The organism is Jeongeupia wiesaeckerbachi (assembly GCF_050916355.1).
GTDB classification, from domain to species: Bacteria; Pseudomonadota; Gammaproteobacteria; order Burkholderiales; family Chitinibacteraceae; genus Jeongeupia; species Jeongeupia wiesaeckerbachi.
Window position 1 is genome coordinate 3,041,901 of record NZ_CP136946.1, and the last position, 18,543, is coordinate 3,060,443.

At 61.3% G+C, this 18,543-nt stretch carries 15 protein-coding genes; 6 read left to right on the forward strand and 9 right to left on the reverse strand.

Annotated elements, in window-relative coordinates; genetic code table 11:
• Positions 1-94 precede the first annotated feature (94 nt).
• The 3 genes from R0382_RS14830 (at position 95) to R0382_RS14840 (ending at position 4,365) form a co-directional block, all read left to right on the forward strand.
• Positions 95-2,068, forward strand: coding sequence for an esterase-like activity of phytase family protein (locus tag R0382_RS14830; protein WP_432720571.1), 1,974 nt, complete (start codon positions 95-97; stop codon positions 2,066-2,068).
• Between the two features lie 110 nt (positions 2,069-2,178).
• Positions 2,179-3,657 carry a DNA recombination protein RmuC gene (gene rmuC, locus R0382_RS14835; RefSeq protein WP_432720572.1) on the forward strand — a complete coding sequence of 493 codons (1,479 nt, stop codon included), beginning with the start codon at positions 2,179-2,181 and terminating at the stop codon, positions 3,655-3,657.
• 279 nt (positions 3,658-3,936) lie between these two features.
• Positions 3,937-4,365 carry a DUF4124 domain-containing protein gene (locus R0382_RS14840; protein ID WP_432720573.1) on the forward strand — a complete coding sequence of 143 codons (429 nt, stop codon included), beginning with the start codon at positions 3,937-3,939 and terminating at the stop codon, positions 4,363-4,365.
• A 6-nt stretch (positions 4,366-4,371) separates the two neighbouring features.
• Here R0382_RS14840 and R0382_RS14845 read toward each other — a convergent pair whose 3' ends face one another.
• Both R0382_RS14845 and R0382_RS14850 read right to left on the reverse strand, forming a co-directional pair.
• Positions 4,372-4,683: an RnfH family protein gene (locus tag R0382_RS14845; RefSeq protein ID WP_432720574.1), complete on the reverse strand. Its 312-nt coding sequence runs from the start codon at positions 4,681-4,683 to the stop codon at positions 4,372-4,374.
• 4 nt (positions 4,684-4,687) lie between these two features.
• Positions 4,688-5,116, reverse strand: coding sequence for a type II toxin-antitoxin system RatA family toxin (locus R0382_RS14850; RefSeq protein WP_432720575.1), 429 nt, complete (start codon positions 5,114-5,116; stop codon positions 4,688-4,690).
• Between the two features lie 76 nt (positions 5,117-5,192).
• On the opposite strand from R0382_RS14850, the gene dnaB reads away from it, so the two are divergent.
• On the forward strand, positions 5,193-6,626 hold the full coding sequence (gene dnaB / locus R0382_RS14855) for a replicative DNA helicase (protein WP_432720576.1): 1,434 nt from the start codon (positions 5,193-5,195) through the stop codon (positions 6,624-6,626).
• 85 nt (positions 6,627-6,711) lie between these two features.
• On the opposite strand, the gene serB is transcribed toward dnaB, so the two are convergent.
• The 5 genes from serB to mfd form a co-directional block, all read right to left on the reverse strand.
• A complete protein-coding gene (gene serB, locus R0382_RS14860) occupies positions 6,712-7,551 on the reverse strand; it encodes a phosphoserine phosphatase SerB (protein WP_432720578.1) in 840 nt (279 codons plus the stop codon).
• A 61-nt stretch (positions 7,552-7,612) separates the two neighbouring features.
• Positions 7,613-7,768, reverse strand: a complete 156-nt coding sequence (locus R0382_RS14865) for a hypothetical protein (RefSeq protein ID WP_432720579.1) — start codon at positions 7,766-7,768, stop codon at positions 7,613-7,615.
• Positions 7,769-7,774: 6 nt separating this feature from the next.
• Positions 7,775-8,119, reverse strand: coding sequence for an HAD family hydrolase (locus R0382_RS14870; RefSeq protein ID WP_432720580.1), 345 nt, complete (start codon positions 8,117-8,119; stop codon positions 7,775-7,777).
• A complete protein-coding gene (locus R0382_RS14875; protein WP_432720581.1) occupies positions 8,109-8,816 on the reverse strand; it encodes a UPF0149 family protein in 708 nt (235 codons plus the stop codon). The genes R0382_RS14870 and R0382_RS14875 overlap by 11 nt, the downstream gene beginning before the upstream one ends.
• A gap of 11 nt (positions 8,817-8,827) precedes the next feature.
• Complete coding sequence (mfd, locus tag R0382_RS14880) at positions 8,828-12,235, reverse strand: transcription-repair coupling factor (RefSeq protein ID WP_432720582.1); 3,408 nt, start codon at positions 12,233-12,235, stop codon at positions 8,828-8,830.
• Positions 12,236-12,349: 114 nt separating this feature from the next.
• Between mfd and R0382_RS14885 the strand changes: the two genes are divergently transcribed.
• Both R0382_RS14885 and rlmB read left to right on the forward strand, forming a co-directional pair.
• Complete coding sequence (locus R0382_RS14885; RefSeq protein ID WP_432720583.1) at positions 12,350-14,890, forward strand: EAL domain-containing protein; 2,541 nt, start codon at positions 12,350-12,352, stop codon at positions 14,888-14,890.
• 80 nt (positions 14,891-14,970) lie between these two features.
• Entirely contained in the window at positions 14,971-15,714 is a 744-nt protein-coding gene (gene rlmB / locus R0382_RS14890) for a 23S rRNA (guanosine(2251)-2'-O)-methyltransferase RlmB (protein WP_432720585.1), read from the forward strand.
• Positions 15,715-15,776: 62 nt separating this feature from the next.
• On the opposite strand, the gene lysS is transcribed toward rlmB, so the two are convergent.
• Complete coding sequence (gene lysS / locus R0382_RS14895; protein WP_432720587.1) at positions 15,777-17,279, reverse strand: lysine--tRNA ligase; 1,503 nt, start codon at positions 17,277-17,279, stop codon at positions 15,777-15,779.
• Between the two features lie 53 nt (positions 17,280-17,332).
• On the reverse strand, positions 17,333-18,436 hold the full coding sequence (gene prfB, locus R0382_RS14900) for a peptide chain release factor 2 (RefSeq protein WP_432720588.1): 1,104 nt from the start codon (positions 18,434-18,436) through the stop codon (positions 17,333-17,335).
• Between the last annotated feature and the right edge of the window lie 107 nt (positions 18,437-18,543).

Below are 18,543 nucleotides of genomic sequence, written 5' to 3' on the forward strand. Positions count from 1 at the left end.
CAGTCGCGCTGCATGTCACCGCGCCTGTAAACAGCACGTCACGTTAACGCCTTAGCTTCAGCGCTTTTCGCGCAACGACTAAGGACTGGACCTGATGAAGCAACGCATTCCGCCGCTGGTGCTGGCGACTCTGATGACGGCAGGATTGGTCGCCTGCGGTGGCGGCGATGGCGACAGCAGCTCTGCGCCGACCCCGGCCCCCACGCCAACGCCCGCTCCGACCCCCGCGCCATCGGCCGGCGCCAAAACCGGCCAGTTCTTTGATGCTGAAGTGGCGGGGCTGGAATATGTCACCAGCTCTGACAATGCCACCAGAATGACCGACGCCAGCGGTGTGTTCGGCTACCAAGATGGCGACACGGTTACGTTCCGCATCGGCGACATCGTGCTCGGGCAAGTCAAGGGCAAGAACAAAATTACACTGGCCGATTTCGACCCGGCCGACCCGCTGTCGGACAAGGTCATTGCGCGGGCGCGCCTGCTGCAAACGCTGGATGCCGACCAGAATCCGGACAACGGCATTGCCATCGAGGCGGCCACGCGCAATGCACTGAAAGGCAAGACGCTGCCGCTCGACGATATGCAGGCGTTCGACGCAGCTGCCAGCGGCGTACTGGGCAAGGTGCCGGTCAGCGCGGCCAATGCGCGTGAACACTTCGAGTCAACGCTGGCCATGCTCGGCGGCGCGGCAAGCACCAAGGTCAACGCTTCGGGCGTGACGTTTGAAATCAGCAAGTATCGCGTACAGGTGCCGACAAATTTCTATGTCGCCTATCCGGGGAGCGATGCCGGCATCAAGGCTGCGTTCCCGCAGGGGTTTCCGCTTTCGATCGGTTCGAGCATTGCCTACAAGGGCAGGGAAGCCGACGGCAGTCAGCTGTTTTACATCCTGACCGACCGCGGCCCCAATGGTGATTCGCCGGATCAGGTCGACGGCAAGAAGAGCAAGGTCTTCCCGGCGCCGGGCTTCAATCCGAAAATTGGCCTGATGCGCTTGAAGAACGGTGTGGCCAGTGTCGAATCGACTACCGACCTCAAGGATGTCGATGGCAGCAATATGAGCGGCCTGCCCATTCCCGATGGCTCGGTCGGTGCGAGCAATGAAGTCGCCCTGAACGAGACGCTGGGCAAACTCGCCCCGGCATACAGCGCCCACGGCATCGACCCGGAAGGCTTGTCGATCGACAAGGACGGCAAACTCTGGCTTACCGACGAATACGGCCCCTTCCTGGCCCAGCTTGACCCGTCGACCGGCAAACTCCTGAAGAAGCTGGCGCCGGGCGCAGGCTTGCCCGCCATCATCGCCAAACGTCAGGCCAATCGCGGCTTTGAGGGGGTAGCGGTAACGCCGTCGGGCAAGGTTGTAGCCATGCTGCAGTCGATCATGTCGATGGATGACGCCAAGGACAGCAACAACAAGACGCAAAAAACCAGCAAGGCGCCGGTGATTCGTCTCGTCGAATACGACCCGGCCACCGGCGCGACGCGCATGCTGGCCTATCCGTTCGATACGTCGCTGTATGGCAAGGCGAAGGACGCCAAGCTGGGTGACCTGATCGCGCTGTCGGAAACCCGCTTCCTGCTGGTCGAACAAGGCGAGCAGAAGGACGGCATCGTTCACAATATGCTGGTCTTGATCGATACCAGCGCAGCGACCGACCTGACCGGCAAGGCGATCAACGGGCTTGAGGTGGAGTACCAGAGTGATCTGGCCGTCATCAAGGCCGGCGGCGTTACGCCCATTGCCAAACGGGTGCTGGCAGACCTGCGCGACGCAAAATTCGGCTGGGTGGCCGAGAAGGCGGAAGGCCTGACGTTGATCGACGCCAATACCATTGCGCTGATCAATGACAATGATTTTGGCCTGTCGGGCAAGATCATTGACGACAAGGGCGTGGCGCTCAAGGGTGATGATTGCAGCCAGGATGCCAATGGGGCGCTAACCGGCAGCAAGTGCGCGACACTGCTCAATCCGAAGTACAAGATCGGCCGCGGCAGCGATGACGAGCGCCCAAGCCGGTTGTGGGTCATCCGCTTTGGTACGGCCCTGAAGGACATCGCCCTTTAATACCGTTGTCTGCACAAGCAAAGAGCCCCGTTTTCGGGGCTCTTTGCTTTGCGACTGCGTGCCGGGGGCAGGTCACTTACAATGGCTGGCTATTCTCATGGAGTCCCCCAATGCTCGACCTGCTTTTTGGCATCACGACGCTGGTTGTCCTGATTGCCGGCGTTGTCGTGGTGCTGCGGCTGCAGCAGCTCGCCCGCACCCAACAGGACGTGCTCGACCTGCTGTCGCAGGAGTTGGAAGCCAAGCACCGACAGATGCTCGGTGACCTGCATGCCGGGCTCGCCAGGCAGAGCGAATCACAACACGCGGCCTTGGCGCAGCATGGCAGTTTGCTCAACGACGCAATCAGTCGTTCCGCAGGGCAGCTGCGCGACGCCATGGGCGAATCGTTCGACCGTTTGCGCGGTGGCGTGAGTGCCGAGCTGAAGGATACTCGTGAGGCGCTCAACCGTTTGGCCAGTACGCAAAGTGAATCGCTGTCGGCCATGCGGCTGTCGCTGACGTCGACTTTGTCGGAAACCCGGGAGCTGATGCTCAAGCAGCTGGCCGACATCGCTGCCGAGCTCAAGGGCAAGCAAGACGCGTTACGCGAGGACGTGCTGGTCAAGCTGTCGACCATGCTGGCCGAGCAGTCCAAGCGCGAAATGGAGCAGATCCAGACCCTGCTGCAAGCAACATCGCAGCAATTGACAACCACCGTTGGTGAACTGACCAAGACCGCCGATACGCGTTTGGCCGAGATTTCCGGCAAGGTCAATGAGCGCCTTGATGAGGGCTTCAAGAAAACCAACGAAACCTTCGCCAACGTGATGGCACGGCTGGCAACGATCGATGAGGCGCAAAAGAAAATCGACGGGCTGACGACCAACGTCGTCAGCCTGCAAGAGCTGCTTGGCGACAAGCGCTCGCGCGGGGCATTCGGCGAAGTGCAGCTTGAGCATCTGGTGCGTAATGTCTTGCCCGCACAGGTCTACGAATTTCAGGCGACCTTGTCGAACGGGACCCGTGCCGATTGCGTACTGCGCTTGCCGGAGCCGACCGGTTTGGTGGCCGTGGACGCCAAGTTCCCGCTGGAAAACTACCACCGGATGTTCGATCCGGCGTCGGACAAGGTCGTCGCGACACGTGCCTTCAAGGTCGACGTCAAAAAACACATCGACGATATTTCCGGCAAGTACATCATTGCCAATGAAACCGCCGATGGTGCGGTGATGTTCGTGCCGGCCGAGGCGGTATTTGCCGAAATCCATGCTTACCACCCGGAGCTGGTGCAGCACGCACTGGCCAAGCGAGTGTGGATCGTGTCGCCGACCACGCTGATGGCGGTGCTCAATACCGCCCGTGCCGTCATCAAGGATGTCGAGACCCGCAAGCAGGTCCACATCATCAAGGAGGCGCTCGGCCGCCTGTCGCAGGAGTTCGGCCGTTTCGATGAGCGGATGAAGAAGCTGGCGACACATATTCGCCAGGCGCATGACGACGTCCAGAACGTGGCCATTACCAGCGAAAAAATCTCGCGGCGCTTTGTTGAAATCGAGCAGGTCAAACTCGAGGGAGATGGCAGCGACTCTCCCCGAATCGAGGCATAAAAAAATGCCCGCTGGCAGGCGGGCACGCAAGTCATGAGGAGAGATGAAGCTTTGCCGTTTGTTCCTGTGTGGTTCAAGCGGCACAAATCCATCTTAGGCCCAAGCCGTCGCGCCCCCCATGGACAAACTCACACTTGTGAGTAGTGCCACTCGGATATGTCAGGTGTGGTCTTTTACGCAATTGAATGGCCGCTTTATTTGCGCTGCTTGCACCGCACCGGATTAAGCGTTATTAGATTTGGCGATTCCACGTACCAACAGAAAGATTGGAGAGGTCGAATGAAACTGAATCTGGCGCTGCTGGCGCTTTGCCTGGTAACCGGGGTGGCGCATGCCGAAATCTATAAATGGAAGGACGCCAGTGGTAATTGGCAGTACTCCGATACGCCGCCGGCCGGGGCCGACAAGGGTAAGGCGCAGGTCGTGAAAACGGCGAAGCAGCCCGTGACCGTTGCGCCCGCTGCCGCAGCGTCGAAGGCCAGTGCGCCGGCAGCTGCGGCATCCGCCCCGCAGGCGGCGCCTCAGGCAAAAGACGAGAGCAAGAAAGACCCGAAGGCGTGCGCCGAAGCCAGGAAGCGGCTCGGCTACCTGCAAACGGCCCGTTACAACAGCCTGAACGAGAAGGGTAAGGTCGAGTTCATGACCGAAGAGCGCAAAAAAGAAGAAATTGCCGCCACGCAGGAAACCATCAAGGAAGCCTGCGGCTAAACCGCTCTAAAGTTCGCCGCCGCCTTTTTTCATCGCCTTGCCTTCGGCAACGCGGCGGCGGCGCACTTCCTTGGGGTCGGCGATCAGCGGCCGGTAGATTTCAACCCGATCTCGGTCACGCAATACGGCGTCCAGCTTGATCGCTTTGCCGAAAATGCCGACCTTGTTCTGCGTCAGGTCGATTTCGGCAAACTCATCCAGCAATCCCGACTGCACGATGGCCGCTTCTGCCGTCGCGCCTGGCGGCAGGCGCACCGTTACCAGTTTTTGTTTGTCGGGCGTGGCGAACACCACTTCAACGCTGATTTGATCGCTCATCGATTCACCCATGGCGCCGATCCGCTTCCTTGACGAAGCAATCGACGAAAGTGCTGGTGATTTTTTCGAACACGGGCCCGATCAGCATCTCCAGTGCGCGATTCTCGAACTGGTAATCGAGTTCGAACTCGACCTTGCACGCATCGTCCATCAGCGGCGTGAACCGCCAGACGCCGGTCAGGGCCTTGAACGGGCCGTCGGCGAGCTGCATTTCGATCTGGTTTTCGCTGTTGACGTTGTGGGTGCGGAAAAACGATTTGACCCGCAAAAAATCGATGCGCAGCGTTGTGTCGAGCGTGGAGGCGGTGCGTTCGTGCACTTCGACGCCGCCACACCACGGCAGAAAACGCGGGTAGTGCTCCACGTCGTCGACCAGGTGGAACATGTGCGCTGCGGAATGGGGAACGAGGACGGACTTGCGGATTTGCTTCATTGGGCAATGGCATCGCGCCAAGGGCTGCAAGGGGCTAGAATAGGCAGCCTTTTCGCCCACGGAACGACTGTCGAAAATGACCGAGTATCCTACCGCCCCCCAGGGGGGCATGCAAGCCGGGCTCGCCGCTGACGTCGCGGCACTCCGGCTGCCGCCGCACTCGATCGAGGCCGAGCAATCGGTGCTCGGTGGGTTGATGCTCGACAACACGGCGTTCGACAAGATCGCCGATGTCATCAACGAGAACGACTTCTACCGCGAAGATCACAAGAAAATCTGGCAGCACATCGTCAAGCTGATCGAGCACAATCGGCCGGCCGACGTGATTACCGTGGCCGAATCGCTCGACAATTCGAACGATCTGGCCTACGTCGGCGGTTTGGCCTACCTCGGCTCGCTGGCATCGAACACGCCGTCGGCGGCGAATATCCGGCGCTACGGCGAAATCGTCCGCGAGCGCTCGGTCATGCGGCAGCTGGCCGGTGTTGGTGCTGAAATCGCCGAGTCCGCCTACAACCCGAACGGGCGTGAGTCGGCCGACCTGCTCGACGAAGCCGAATCCCGCGTTTTCCAGATCGCCGAGCAGTCGGCGAAGGGGCAGAAGGGTTTCATCTCGATGCCGCCGATCCTCAAGGAAATCGTCGAGCGCATCGACCACTTGTATCAGCAGGACAATCCGTCCGAGGTGACCGGTATCGCAACCGGCTTCATCGACCTCGACAAAATGACCTCGGGCCTGCAGAAGGGCGATCTGGTCATCGTCGCCGGCCGGCCGTCGATGGGCAAGACGGCGTTCTCGGTTAATATCGCCGAATACGTCGGCGCCGAGCTGAAGCTGCCGGTCGCGATCTTTTCGCTGGAAATGGGCGCGGCACAGCTCGGCATGCGGATGGTTGGCTCGATCGGCAAGATCGACATGCACAAGCTCAAGACCGGCCGCTTCGAGGACGAGGACTGGCTGCGCCTGACGCACGCGGTGAACAAGCTGTCCGAAGCGCCGATCTACATCGAGGAGACTGGCGCACTGTCGGCAATGGATATTCGCACCAAGTCACGAAGACTGGCGCGACAGGTCGGCGGCCAGCTAGGGCTGATCGTGATCGACTATATCCAGTTGATGTCGGGTCGCGCCGGTGCAAAGGATCAGAACCGGGCGACCGAAGTCGGTGAAATTTCCCGCTCGCTCAAGGGTTTGGCGCGCGAACTTCAAGTGCCGATTGTCGCGCTGTCGCAGTTGTCGCGCGCGGTTGAACAGCGCACCGACAAGCGTCCGATGATGTCCGACTTGCGTGAATCTGGTGCGATCGAGCAGGATGCCGACGTGATCATGTTCATGTATCGCGACGATTACTACAATCCTGATTCGCCGCACAAAGGCTTGGCCGAGTGCATTATCGCCAAGCACCGGAACGGGCCGACCGGCAAGATTCCGCTGGTGTTCATGGGGCAGCATTCCCGCTTCGACAATGCGCTGATGCGCCCCGAGGGCTGGTCGAGCGACCTCGAATAAATACCTCATCCTGCACCACAATACAAAACGCCATCCCTTTGATAGAGATGGCGTTTTGTATTGCAGTTAAAGTAATGCTTTAACTTTAACGGAAGTAGTTGAGCACACCTTCAAGCCCGACCTGGTTGATACAGAACGGTGCCTCGGTCTGCACCTTGGGTTTGGCGTGCGCGGCAACGCCGAAGCCCGCCTCGTGCAGCATCGGCAGGTCGTTGGCGCCATCGCCGATAGCGACAACTTGCTCGCGCCGCAGGCCCAGCGATTCACGCAGCGCGATCAGTTCGGCCTGTTTGCGTGCCGCATCGACGATGTCGCCGTTGACGTGACCGGTGAGCTGGCCATTTTCGATCTCGAGGACATTGGCGATCGCCCGGCTCAAGTTCAGTCGCGCCTGCAGCCGATCGGTGAAGAAGGTGAAACCGCCGGAGATCAACAGCGTTTTTGCGCCCGCAGCCTGAAAGCCTGCCAGCATTTCTTCGGCGCCAGCCATCAGCGCAAGGCGCTCGTCATAAACGCGCTGCAATGCACTTTCTTGAAGTCCGGCGAGCAATGAGACGCGACGCGTCAGGCTTTCTCGGAAATCGAGTTCGCCGCGCATGGTCGCCGCGGTGATCTCGGCAACCTGCGGCTTGATGCCGACCATGTCGGCGATTTCGTCGATGCACTCGATCGTGATCAGCGTCGAATCCATGTCCATGACGACGAGGCCGATGTCGCGCACGCCGAGTTCTTCGGGAATGAAGGCGTAATCGAGCTGGTTGCTTTCGCAGAAATCGGCAACCGCCTCTTCGTTGTCGATGTGTGCGCCGTGCAGCTTGAAAGCACGCTGGCTGATGGCTTCGATCTGGTGCGCATCGGAGAGGCGCGCCAGCTGCTTCAGATCCTGTGTGGCAATCTCAGGTGCTTGAATGACGAGACGATGCATGGTGAGCTTCTGGGGCGTAATTGAACGGGCGGCGACGATTATAGCGGATCGCCGATATGGGCTAACCGAACAGGCGTGCGGGTAGTTCAGATAGCGAGAAAATGGTGTCGTAGCCAGTGCCGGCGCGATGCTCCTGCGTATCGCGATTGAGCCAGAGCGCATTCAGCCCCGCGCGCGATGGCGCGATCACGTCACCATCGAAATCGTCACCGACCATCAGCATCTACTGCGGCGGCAGATCAAGCTCGGCCTGAACGTGTTGCCAGAAGCGCGGATCCTGCTTGCCGAAGCCCAGTGACTGTCGCGAAAACACGTGCTTGATTCCGTCTGCAAGGCCGACGCGCGACAACGCGTTCCACACCTCCTCGTCGCGAGAGACCGTTGCATTGGTGGCGACGCAGACAGTGATGTGCGATCGGCAGGCGGCCAGGGCCTCGAGGGCCCCGGGCACGCGTTGCACGTCAGGCCACTCGGCCATCGCCGTGGTGTTTGCCGGATCGTCCTCCATCAGCGTGCCGCCCCAGTCGAAAAGAATGGCTCGCAGCAGACGGGGGCGATCAGGCGCCATGGCACTTCTTGAATTTCTTGCCCGAGCCGCAGGGGCACGGGTCGTTGCGGCCGACCTTGGGCTCTTCGCGCTCGATGCGTTCGACCTGGCCGTATTTTTGCTCGAGCCAGTAGAACATCACGTCTTCGACGATCCACGGCAGCTCGGAAATGCGTTCCTCGCGCTGCTTGATGGTCAGCGGATTGGCTTCGTCGCCATCTTCGTGACCATCTTCGAGCGCCAGTACCGACGCCACCGAGTCGAACAGTTGCTCGTCCTCGTCGAGTGCCTTTTGCCATACTTCTTCGCGTGCCAGCAGCCCCAGCCGGAAGCCGCTGGCCCAATAGGCGCCCAGCGAATCCTGCCACTTTTCGTCGGCACCTTCGTCCGACAGCACCAGGGGGAAGTACAGCGGCTCTTCACCGATGTTCTCGCGGCGTTTCGGCGCAAAGGCGGTCTTGATCGCGGCGGCGTGCCGGCGGATCAGGCTGAAGGTTTCCTCGGCTTCCACCGCATCATCGAACTCGGGCGGCGTGCCATCAAACACCTGCGGCAGCCATTCGTCTTCGGGCACCTCGTCCGGGCCGATGGCCAGCGCCACCAGAAAGCCGTCGAGCATTTCCAGGTCCATGGTTTCGGCCGGCGTGCGCGGCGACATCAGGAAAGCGTCGAGACGGTCGAGTTCGTCTTCGGAGAGTGGCTTGAGCAGATCGGTCATGGGGGTTCCAGTTATTTGGTCAATTCGACGAGCAGTTCCTTGATACGGACTGCGCGCAATGGGGGTTCGGGCCAGTTGCCTTCGATCCGCATCCGGTCGGGAGGCAACATCTTGTAATTCTTTTTGCTTTGAATCAGCTGGATCAGCTTGAACGGCTCGACGACGGTGTTCGGTGCGAACGTCAGCACAATGGCCGAGTCGGCCGCGTCGATCTTCTGGATGCCCATCGGCTTGGCGTGCATGCGCAGCCGGTGGCAGTCGAGCAGCACCTTGGCCGGGTCGGGCAGCAGTCCGAAGCGGTCGACCAACTCTTGCAGGATGTCGTCGAGTTCGTCCGGTGTTTCGCAGTTCGCCAATCGCTTGTACAGCGATAGTCGCTCATGAACGTCGGGGCAGTACTCGTTGGGCAGTAGCGCTGGCGCATGCAGATTGATTTCGGTGGTGATGCCGAGCGGTTGCGACAGATCCGGTTCCTGGCCCTTTTTCAGCGATTTCACCGCCTCGTTGAGCATCTGGCTGTACAGCGAGAAGCCGATTTCCTGCATTTCGCCCGATTGCGAATCGCCCAGCACCTCGCCGGCGCCGCGGATTTCCAGGTCGTGCATCGCCAGGTAGAAGCCCGAGCCCAGCTCTTCCATCATCTGGATGGCTTCGAGGCGTTTTTTCGCGTCGACGGTCAGGCCTTCGACATCGGGGACGAGCAGATAGGCATAGGCCTGGTGGTGCGAGCGGCCGACCCGTCCGCGCATCTGGTGCAATTGCGCCAGGCCGAATTTATCGGCGCGGTTCATGACGATGGTGTTGGCGTTCGGAATGTCGATGCCGGTCTCGATGATCGTCGTACACAACAGCAGGTTGAAGCGCTGGGCATGGAAATCGCGCATCACATGTTCCAGCTCGCGCTCGCGCATCTGGCCGTGCGCGACGCCGATGCGCGCCTCGGGCAGTAGTGCGCCGAGTTTCTCGCGCATGTTTTCGATCGTGTCGACTTCGTTGTGCAGGAAGAAAACCTGACCGCCGCGCTTGAGTTCGCGCAACACCGCCTCGCGGATGATGCCTTCGCCGAATTTGGCGACAAAGGTCTTGACCGACAGTCGTTTCGACGGTGCGGTGGCGATGACCGAGAAATCGCGAATACCCTCGAGACTCATCGCCAGCGTGCGCGGAATCGGCGTCGCCGTCAGCGTCAGTACATCGACGTTGGCGCGCAGCGCCTTCAATTGCTCTTTCTGCCGTACGCCGAAACGGTGTTCCTCGTCGATGATCACGAGGCCGAGATTTTTGAACTGGATGTCCGGCTGGACCAGCTTGTGCGTGCCGATCACGATGTCGACAGTGCCGTCGGCCAGGCCCTTGAGTGCGGCGGTGGTCTCCTTGCCGGAGCGGAAGCGGCTCAGCTCGGCAATCTTGATCGGCCAGTCGGCAAATCGGTCGGCAAAGGTCTGGAAGTGCTGTTCGGCAAGTAGTGTCGTCGGCACCAGTACGGCGACCTGTTTGCCGCCGGCGACCGCGGCAAACGCTGCCCGCAATGCGACTTCGGTCTTGCCGAAGCCGACATCGCCACACACCAGCCGGTCCATAGGTTGGCTGACGCGCATGTCGACCAGCACGGCCTCGATCGCAGCGGCCTGGTCGGGCGTTTCGTCAAAGCCAAAACCTTCGGCGAAGGCTTCGTAATCCTGGTGCTTCCATTCGAATGCGTGTCCCTGCCGTGCCGCGCGGCGCGCGTACAGGTTCAGTAGTTCGGCCGCGGTATCGCGCACCTGCTCGGCCGCACGGCGCTTGGCTTTTTCCCAGGTGCCGGTGCCGAGCCGGTGCATCGGCGCAGCGTCGGCAGCGCCGCCCGAGTAGCGGCTGATCACGTGCAGTTGCGATACCGGCACGTAGAGCTTGTCGCCGCCGGCGTACTCAAGCAGCAGCAGCTCGGTTTCGCCTTCACCGAGGTCCATCGACGTCAGACCCATATAGCGCCCGATGCCATGCGCCTCGTGAACAACGGCGTCGCCGATCTTGAGTTCGGACAGGTCGCGCAGCATGGCGTCGGTATTGCTGCGCTTTTGCTGCTTGCGTCCGCGGCCCTGCGCCACTGTCGGGTACAGGTCGGCCTCGGTGATGATGGCCAGGCCTTCGGCGTCGAGGATGAAGCCGTTGTACAGCGGCGCGGCGGCGAGCATCAGCCGGGTCTTGCTCGCGGCTAGCGCATCCGACCACGCCTCGACCAGTACGGGCTTGACGCCGTACTCGCCGAAAAACTGCGCCATTGTCTCCCGGCGACCCAGACTCTCCGCCGTGACGAGCACCTTGCCCAGGTAGCCGGCGACAAAGCTTTCCAGTCTCGCCAGTGGATTGTCGGCGCGTCGGTCGACGGCCAACGGCGGCAAGGCCGATGTTGGGCGCGGCTCGTTGCCGTCGCCGATCAGCTCGACACGGCGCAAGGACTTGATCAGACCGAAGAGCTCGTCCGGTGCCAGATACAATTCGCCGGGCTTGAGGATGGGGCGGCTTTTCTCGCCGGACAGGTTGCGATAGCGGTCTTGCGTGTCTCGCCAGAAGCTTTCGGCTGCATCGAGCACTTTGCCGTGCAGAGCGACAACGGTGTCTTTCGCCAGGTAGTCGAACAGCGTCGCAGTGTGGTCAAAAAACAGCGGCAGGTAGTACTCGATGCCTGCCGGCGTTACGCCATTGCTGATGTCCTTGTAAAGTTGAGACTTACTCGGATCCCCTTCGAATGTTTCGCGAAAGCGTTGACGGAAACGGGTACGACCCGCTTCATCGAGTGGGAACTCCCGCGCCGGCAGCAAGCGGATGTCCGGAACCGGGTAGAGGCTGCGCTGGGTATCGACGTCAAAGGTGCGGATCGTCTCGATTTCGTCGCCAAACAGGTCGAGGCGAAAGGGCAGTGTCGATCCCATCGGGTAGAGGTCGACCAGGCCGCCACGGATGGCGAATTCGCCGGGGCTGAAGACCTGGGTGACATGGTTGTACCCGGCAAAAACCAGATCGGTGCGGAGCTTTTCGGGGTCGAACGCGCTGCCCTTGGTGATATTGAACGTGTAGGCGGCAAGATATTCGACCGGCGCGAGCCGGCCGAGCGCGGTCTGTACCGGAACGATGATGATGTCGGCTTGCTGCTCGCGGATTTGCCAGAGGCTGGCAAGCCGTTCGGAAATCAGGTCGTGGTGCGGGCTGAGGTGGTCGTAAGGCAGTGTTTCCCAGTCCGGCAGCTGTACGACGGTCTGCTTCGGTGCAAAAAAGCGGATTTCATCGCCGAGACGGGCTGCGTCTTGCGCCGAGGCGGTCAGAATGAGCAGGGTCGAGGCTTGGTTGCCCAGCTGATCGAGGAGCCAGGCGTCGGCCGACCCGTGTGGGGTGGCAAGAAGCAGGCGCTCACCGGCGCGGGGCAGGACTGGGGAGTTCATGAGGATCATTGCTGTGATCGGTCGAGCCACGATTATACCGGCGTAGCGGCGTCAGGAATGCGAACCGAACAAGGTCGCCAATAACAAAGCGCAGGCAGATAAAAAGGAGGGGCAATGTCGGCAAGATGGCTGCGCGAGGCGCAACTGGCAGCGCTCTATGCGCTGGCGCAATACCTCAGCTGGTTGTTTTTTGCGCCGGAGCAATACGGCGCCCTCGTCGCGCCGCAAGCCGGCGTTGCCGCTGCCGGGTTGTTGCTGTTTGGTTTGCGGGCCTGGCCGGCGCTAGCGGTAGCATCCTGGGTTCTGCCCGTGCTGGCCGGCTTGTCGCTCCCCAGTGTTGTGCTGGTTTCGGTCATTCAGGTTCTGCAGGCGTTGATGGTCGTTAGCTTGCTGCCCGGGTTGGCGACGTCGGGCGATGTCCGGGTTCGGGACGCATTGCGCCTGCTGGTTGCGGGCCCGCTTACCGGCGTTCTGTTGCCGGCAATGCTGACGGCCGTCGTCTTTGGCTTGTTCGAGCCGGCTCGCCACCTGAACACGTTCGACGGCTGGGTCGAACGCGCGATGGGTGAGGCGCTGGGCCTGTTGATCGTCGTGCCTTTTGTCGCCGGATTGCGCTCCGAGTTGCGCAGCTTTAGTGCCAATCGCCTGATCGAGCTGACCTTGCTGGTGACGGTGACGGCCGTCAGCACCATGCTCATCTATCGCCATTACGGCGATGGCATGGCCAATCTGCAATTCCTGCTGTTCCCGCTGGTGATCTGGTCGTCGCTGCGACTGGGGCATGTCGGCAACGGCTGCATGATGATGGCTGCAATCATGGTGGCATCTGCCACGCTGCAGACCCGTAGCCTGCCGGGCGGGGATGACCTCTCGATCATTCTGCATCTGTTTACCGTTACGGTTGCCGGTCTGTTGATGGCAGCATCCTATCGCGACGAGGCGGCCGCTGCGCGCAGTGTGCGTCTGGCTGCGCAAGTGTTCGACAATGCCTCCGAAGGCATCCTGATCACCGACGCGCAAGCACGCATCATCGCCGTCAACCCGGCATTCAGCCGCATCACCGGCTTCGATTCTGGCGAAGCCATCGGCAAGATTTCGCGGATGTTCGGCGTGCACCGCCGCTCGCGCGAGCGCAACCGCGAGATGGTGGCCCGGCTGGCCGATCTGGGGCACTGGGAGGGCGAGATGCTCGACCGCCGCAAGAACGGCGAATCGTACCCGGCCTGGTTGTCGATCAGTGCGGTGCGCGACGAGCTTGGTGGCGTCAGCAACTACGTGGGTGTGTTCTCTGATTACACGCACCGTAAAGAGGCGGAGATGCGACTGCATTTCCTCGCCAACCACGATGCACTGACGCAGTTGCGCAACCGCAGCGCCATGCACGCAGCGCTCAAGCATGCGGCCACGCGCGAGGGCGCCCGGCCGTTTGCGTTGATGTTCCTCGATCTTGACCGGTTCAAGGCAATCAACGACAGCCTCGGCCACGATGTCGGCGACGAACTCCTGAAGGTGATTTCGCAGCGACTGCGTGCCTCGGTCAAAGAGGGGGACGTGATCGCCCGGCTTGGCGGTGACGAGTTCACAGTCATTTTGAATGACATCGAGGGCGCCGACGACGTCGCCGCAGTGGCCGAGCGCCTTTTGTCCAGGCTGGGGCAGCCCGTGCTGATCCAGGGGCAGGAGCTGTTCGTTACCTGTTCGATCGGCATCAGTCTGTATCCGAGTGACGATCTGCAGCCTGCTCAGTTGCTCAAGAATGCCGACGTCGCGATGTACCGGGCCAAGGAACTCGGCAAAAACACCTACCAGTTCTTTGCGCCGGAAATGAATGTGCGGGCGTTCGAGCACCTGATTCTCGAAAACAGCCTGCGCCACGCACTGGAGCGCCAGGAGCTGTGCCTGTATTTCCAGCCGCAGATCGATCTGGCGGCCGGGACGCTGTATGGCGTCGAGGCGCTATTGCGCTGGTCGCATCCGCAGCTCGGGCTGGTGCCGCCGGCGAGTTTCATTCCGTTGGCGGAAGAAAACGGTCTGATCGTGCCGATCGGCGAATGGGTGCTGATCGAGGCGTGTCGCTGCATGCGTGCCTGGCTTGATGCCGGTCACGACATCCCGCGCGTTGCGGTCAATCTGTCGCCGCGGCAGTTCATGCGAGAGCAACTGCCGCAGCAGGTCGCCACGGCGCTGGCGCTGGCCAACCTGCCGGCTGCGCGGCTGGAGCTTGAAATCACCGAAAGCATGATCATGCAGAACCCGGAGCGGGCCGTGCGCATTCTCGTGCAGCTGCGCGCCATGGGCGTGAAGCTGGCGATCGACGACTTCGGCACCGGCTACTCGTCGCTGGCCAATTTGCGACGTTTCCCGCTCGACACGCTCAAGATCGATCGTTCGTTCATCGAGAACACGCCGGAAGACGAAGACAGTGGCGCCATTGCCGAGGCCATCGTCGCGATGGCGAGGAAGTTGCGCCTCAAGGTGATCGCCGAAGGCGTCGAGACGCACCAGCAGGCGTATTTCCTGCGCCGGACCGGCTGCCATGTCGTGCAGGGCTATCTGTACGCGCCGCCGCTCGAGGAGTCCGACCTGTTGCACTACCTGGATCAGCACGCATTGCTCAACCCGGCGGGCGGTGAAGCGGCGGCATTGGCGGGCTAAAGCCACGGCGCAGCGGCGGAGTTTGTTAGAATTGCGGTTTCCCTCCCGCGATCGCTGCGAAGGTGGCGATGGTGCAAGCCATGCAAAACAAACTCATTCACGGTTTTCACGCCGTTTCCTCGCGACTCAAGCGCTTTCCCGATAGCGTTCGCGAGCTTTACCTGAACGCGGCGCGCATCGATGTCCGTGCCAAAGAGCTGATCAAGCTTGCCGAAGAGCAGGGTGCCAAGGTCGTGCTGGTCGATGTCGCGCGTCTGGATGGCCTGACTGGCAAGGCGCGCCATCAGGGCGTCGCTGCACTCATCGATCCGACCAAATCCTATGTGGCGCTCGACGATGTGCTCGAAACGCTGGACGAGCCACCGTTCCTGCTGGTGCTCGACGGCATCACCGACCCGCACAATCTCGGCGCCTGCCTGCGCGTTGCAGACGCAATGGGCGTGCATGCGGTGATCGCACCCAAGGACAAGTCGGTCGGCATCAATGCCACCGTCTCGAAAGTCGCCTGCGGCGCTGCCGAAACCGTGCCCTATGTGATGGTGACCAATCTGGCCCGCACCTTGCGCGAACTGAAGGAGCGTGATGTCTGGATCGTCGGCACGGCGGCCGAAGGCGACACCGATCTGCACCACTTCGAGGTGCGCGGTGGCATCGCCTGGGTACTTGGCAATGAAGGCGAGGGCATGCGCCGGCTGACGCGTGAGCACTGCGATCAGCTGGTGTCGATCCCGATGTATGGCTCGGTCGAAAGCCTCAACGTCTCGGTGGCGACCGGCATCGTGCTGGCAGAGACCCGTCGGCAGTTGTCGCTCGCTCCGCGCTGATTGCCTGCGGCGCGCAACAAAAAGGCCGGCATATCGCCGGCCTTTTTCATTTCACGCTTCGCTCAATCTTCGCGACGCATCTGCGGGAACAGGATGACATCGCGGATGCTGGCCGAATCGGTCAGCAGCATCACCAGGCGATCGATGCCGATGCCGCAGCCACCGGTCGGCGGCAGGCCGTACTCGAGTGCGCGGATGTAGTCGGCATCGAAGTGCATGGCTTCGTCATCGCCCTTGTCCTTCAGGTCGACTTGCGCTTGGAAGCGCGCAGCCTGGTCTTCGGGGTCATTCAACTCCGAGTAACCGTTGGCGTGTTCGCGACCGACCATAAACAGCTCGAAACGCTCGGTAATGCCGGCGTTGGTGTCGTTGGCGCGAGCCAGCGGCGATACTTCGGCCGGGTAGTCAACGATGAAGGTCGGCTCCCAGAGCTTCTCTTCGGTGGTTTCGTCGAACAGGCTCAGCTGCAGGCCGCCGATGCCATCGGTCAGTACCGGCTTGGCGCCAAGGCGGGCCAGCTCGGCCTTCAGCCAGGCGCGGTCATGCAGTTGTTCGTCGGTGTATTGCGGGTTGTAGTGGCGGATTGCGCCGGCGATGGTGAAGCGGGCGAACGGCTTCGACAGGTCGACGGTCTTGCCCTGATATTCGATCACGGTATGGCCGATGACTTCGCGCGCGGCGTAACGGATGACACCTTCGGTCATGTCCATCATGCGCTGGTAGTCGGCGTAGGCCTCGTAAAACTCCATCATCGTGAATTCGGGGTTGTGGCGCGTGCTCATCCCCTCGTTGCGGAAGTTGCGGTTCACTTCGAAAACACGCTCGATGCCGCCAACGACCAGACGCTTCAGATATAGCTCCGGCGCAACGCGCAGGAACAGCGGCATGTCGAGCGCATTGTGATGCGTCGTAAAAGGCTTGGCCGTGGCGCCACCCGGGATCGGGTGCATCATCGGCGTTTCGACTTCGAGGTAGGACTCGTTCACCATGTATTCGCGGATCTTCTGCACGATGCGCGAGCGCTTGATGAAAGTGTCGCGGCTCTGCTCGCTGACGATCAGGTCGACATAACGCTGACGGTATTTCTGCTCCTGATCGGCGAGGCCGTGGAACTTGTCCGGCAGCGGGCGCAGCGACTTGGTCAGCAGGCGCAGCTGGGTAACCTGAACCGACAGCTCGCCGGTCTTGGTCTTCATCAGCGTGCCGACGGCACCGAGGATGTCACCCATGTCCCAGGTCTTGAACGCGGCGTAGACGTCTTCACCGACCGAGTCGCGGCTGATGTAGAACTGGATGCGGCCGCTGACGTCCTGCACCGTGGCGAAGCTCGCCTTGCCCATCACGCGCTTGAGCATCATCCGGCCGGCGACGCTGACGGTGATGTTCTTGGCTTCGAGGTCTTCCTTCTCGATCTCGCCATACTTGGCGTGCAGCTCGCCTGCGACGTCTTCGCGCTTGAAGTCGTTCGGGAAGGCGATGCCTTGTTCGCGCAGTGCGCCAAGCTTGGCGCGGCGCTCGGCCATGATCTGGTTTTCGTCCTGCTGGACGACTTGCTGTTCGCTCATCTTTCTTTCCATCAGTACGGGGCGAGCTGGCGCGCCCCGGTTCAATTCGTCGATCAAACGCCTTGCTTGAGGCTAGCTTCGATAAAGCCGTCGAGGTCGCCGTCCATCACGCCCTTGAGGTTGCCGACTTCGTAGCCGGTGCGCAGGTCCTTGATCCGGCTCTGGTCGAACACGTAGGAGCGGATCTGATGCCCCCAGCCGATGTCGGACTTGCCGGCTTCGAGCGACTGCTGCGCTTCCATCCGTTTGCGCAGTTCAAGTTCGTACAGTTTGGCGCGCAGCATCGCCCACGCTTCGTCGCGGTTGCGGTGTTGCGAGCGGTCGTTCTGGCACTGAACGACGATGCCGGTCGGCGCGTGCGTCAGCCGGACCGCGGAGTCGGTCTTGTTGATGTGCTGGCCGCCGGCGCCCGAGGCGCGATAGGTGTCGGTGCGCACATCGGCCGGGTTGATTTCGATCTCGAAGCTGTCGTCTACCTCGGGGTAGACGAAGACTGAGCAGAACGAGGTGTGGCGGCGCGCGTTCGAGTCGAACGGCGACACGCGCACCAGCCGGTGCACGCCGGTCTCGGTGCGCAAGAAGCCGTAGGCGTACTCGCCGGTCAGCTTGATCGTCGCACTGGTGATGCCGGCAACTTCGCCTTCGGACTCTTCCATGACTTCGACATTGAAGCCCTTGCGCTCGCCGTAGCGGACGTACATGCGCAGCAGCATGCCGGCCCAGTCCTGCGCTTCGGTGCCACCGGCGCCCGACTGGATGTCGATAAAGCACGCGTTCGGATCCATCGGATTGCTGAACATCCGGCGGAACTCGAGTTTGGCGATTTTTTCTTCCAGCGCCTGCGCGTCGTCGTTGATCGCGGCGCAAGTGTCGTAATCGTTTTCGCTGCGCGCCATGTCGAACAGCTCTTTGGCGTCGGCAGAGCCGCCGGCCACTTCGTCGAGCACGACAACAACGTCTTCGAGCGCCTTGCGCTCGCGGCCGATTTCCTGCGCTTTCTTCTGGTCGTTCCAGATGTCCGGGTCTTCGGAGAGGCGGACAACTTCCTCGAGCCGGTCACGCTTGCCCGGATAGTCAAGGTAACGCTTCAGCTCCTCGGCGCGGCTGGCCAAGTCTGCGAGGTGGTTGTCGATCTGGTTGAGCTGTTCGGCTTCCATCACGGTCTATATCGGTCGGAAAACCGGCCATTATACCGGATTGCCTTGATGGATCGGGGCAATGCTTTGCAGCTGCGATGGCAAATGTCGGGGCGAGCCGATGAAGA

Coding starts and splice junctions, on each gene's coding strand:
- R0382_RS14865 (WP_432720579.1), bottom strand. CDS start 7,768: ATGGTCGGTGACGATTTCGATGGTGACGTGATCGCGCCATCGCGCGCG.
- R0382_RS14885 (WP_432720583.1), top strand. CDS start 12,350: ATGTCGGCAAGATGGCTGCGCGAGGCGCAACTGGCAGCGCTCTATGCG.
- R0382_RS14845 (WP_432720574.1), bottom strand. CDS start 4,683: ATGAGCGATCAAATCAGCGTTGAAGTGGTGTTCGCCACGCCCGACAAA.
- R0382_RS14840 (WP_432720573.1), top strand. CDS start 3,937: ATGAAACTGAATCTGGCGCTGCTGGCGCTTTGCCTGGTAACCGGGGTG.
- dnaB (WP_432720576.1), top strand. CDS start 5,193: ATGACCGAGTATCCTACCGCCCCCCAGGGGGGCATGCAAGCCGGGCTC.
- rlmB (WP_432720585.1), top strand. CDS start 14,971: ATGCAAAACAAACTCATTCACGGTTTTCACGCCGTTTCCTCGCGACTC.
- prfB (WP_432720588.1), bottom strand. CDS start 18,436: ATGGAAGCCGAACAGCTCAACCAGATCGACAACCACCTCGCAGACTTG.
- R0382_RS14850 (WP_432720575.1), bottom strand. CDS start 5,116: ATGAAGCAAATCCGCAAGTCCGTCCTCGTTCCCCATTCCGCAGCGCAC.
- serB (WP_432720578.1), bottom strand. CDS start 7,551: ATGCATCGTCTCGTCATTCAAGCACCTGAGATTGCCACACAGGATCTG.
- lysS (WP_432720587.1), bottom strand. CDS start 17,279: ATGAGCGAACAGCAAGTCGTCCAGCAGGACGAAAACCAGATCATGGCC.
- R0382_RS14830 (WP_432720571.1), top strand. CDS start 95: ATGAAGCAACGCATTCCGCCGCTGGTGCTGGCGACTCTGATGACGGCA.
- rmuC (WP_432720572.1), top strand. CDS start 2,179: ATGCTCGACCTGCTTTTTGGCATCACGACGCTGGTTGTCCTGATTGCC.
- R0382_RS14875 (WP_432720581.1), bottom strand. CDS start 8,816: ATGACCGATCTGCTCAAGCCACTCTCCGAAGACGAACTCGACCGTCTC.
- R0382_RS14870 (WP_432720580.1), bottom strand. CDS start 8,119: ATGGCGCCTGATCGCCCCCGTCTGCTGCGAGCCATTCTTTTCGACTGG.
- mfd (WP_432720582.1), bottom strand. CDS start 12,235: ATGAACTCCCCAGTCCTGCCCCGCGCCGGTGAGCGCCTGCTTCTTGCC.